Source organism: Paenibacillus sp. LHD-38 (genome assembly GCF_031157315.1).
GTDB lineage: Bacteria > Bacillota > Bacilli > Paenibacillales > Paenibacillaceae > Pristimantibacillus.
In genome coordinates this window covers 1-1,155 of the sequence record NZ_JAVIFU010000131.1, presented here as the reverse complement: position 1 = coordinate 1,155, position 1,155 = coordinate 1, and the positions used below count along the sequence as shown (strand labels likewise).

General features: G+C 48.3%; 3 rRNA genes. All 3 read left to right on the top strand.

What is annotated here, in order from left to right:
- A 16S ribosomal RNA gene (locus RCO25_RS34565) occupies nucleotides 1-104 on the top strand; the annotation flags it as partial.
- 170 nt (nucleotides 105-274) lie between these two features.
- A 5S ribosomal RNA gene (gene rrf / locus RCO25_RS34560) occupies nucleotides 275-391 on the top strand.
- A 285-nt stretch (nucleotides 392-676) separates the two neighbouring features.
- A 23S ribosomal RNA gene (locus RCO25_RS34555) occupies nucleotides 677-1,155 on the top strand; the annotation flags it as partial.

Genomic DNA, 1,155 nt, shown 5'->3' with positions numbered 1-1,155 from the left:
GGGGTAACCCGCAAGGGAGCTAGCCGTCGAAGGTGGGGTAGATGATTGGGGTGAAGTCGTAACAAGGTAGCCGTATCGGAAGGTGCGGCTGGATCACCTCCTTTCTAAGGAAATACCCGGACCCGATGAGGTTCGGATAAACTTGGCAGTTTATCGCTTACTCGTTGTCAGTTTTGAAAGAGTAACTGCAATACATAGATGAAGAATGAAGCATATTGCTTGATCTGAATCATGGCATTGTTGGACACTTTCTTTAATTATGTCTAGTCATCCGTTTGGTGGCGATGGCGGAGGGGAACCACACGTTCCCATACCGAACACGACCGTTAAGCCCTCCAGCGCCAATGGTACTTAGACCGCAGGGTCTTGGGAGAGTAGGACGTCGCCAAGCGGGTTATCTCACGAAAAAAATTACCAACATTTACTTGTTGATTGTAATGATAAAATGTGATAATCTATGATTCCTGTCGTGTAAACGGCAAGAAAAAATTGCACCTTGAAAACTGGATAACGAAAGAAAAGAATTGCTGAAACATCCTTTAAGCTGTTTTTATTGTAAGCGAAAGGTGTTCGAGATTGTTGCGACTTCTTTTCGTTTTGTTTCAACCATTTGATGTCTTAGGAGATCAGAGAAACAAAATGAAAACGGCGCACAAGCCGAATCACCCGAGCATATGGTTAAGCTAGTAAGAGCGCACGGAGGATGCCTAGGCACCAGGAGCCGAAGAAGGACGTGGCGAACAACGATACCGCCCCGGGGAGCCGTAAGCAGGCATTGATCCGAGGATTTCCGAATGGGGAAACCCAGCTGTCGTAATGGACAGTTACTACTAAGTGAATACATAGCTTAGTAAGAGGCATACCAGGGGAACTGAAACATCTAAGTACCCTGAGGAAGAGAAAACAATAGTGATTCCGTCAGTAGCGGCGAGCGAACGCGGATTAGCCCAAACCAAGGAGCTTGCTCCTTGGGGTTGTAGGACGTCTCACACGGAGTTACAAAGGTGTTTGGTAGGCGAAGAGGTCTGGAAAGGCCCGCCAGAGCAGGTAAAAGCCCTGTAACCGAAAGCAAGCACCCTCCGAGACGGATCCTGAGTACGGCGGGACACGTGAAACCCCGTCGGAATCCGGCAGGACCATCTGCCAAGGCTAAAT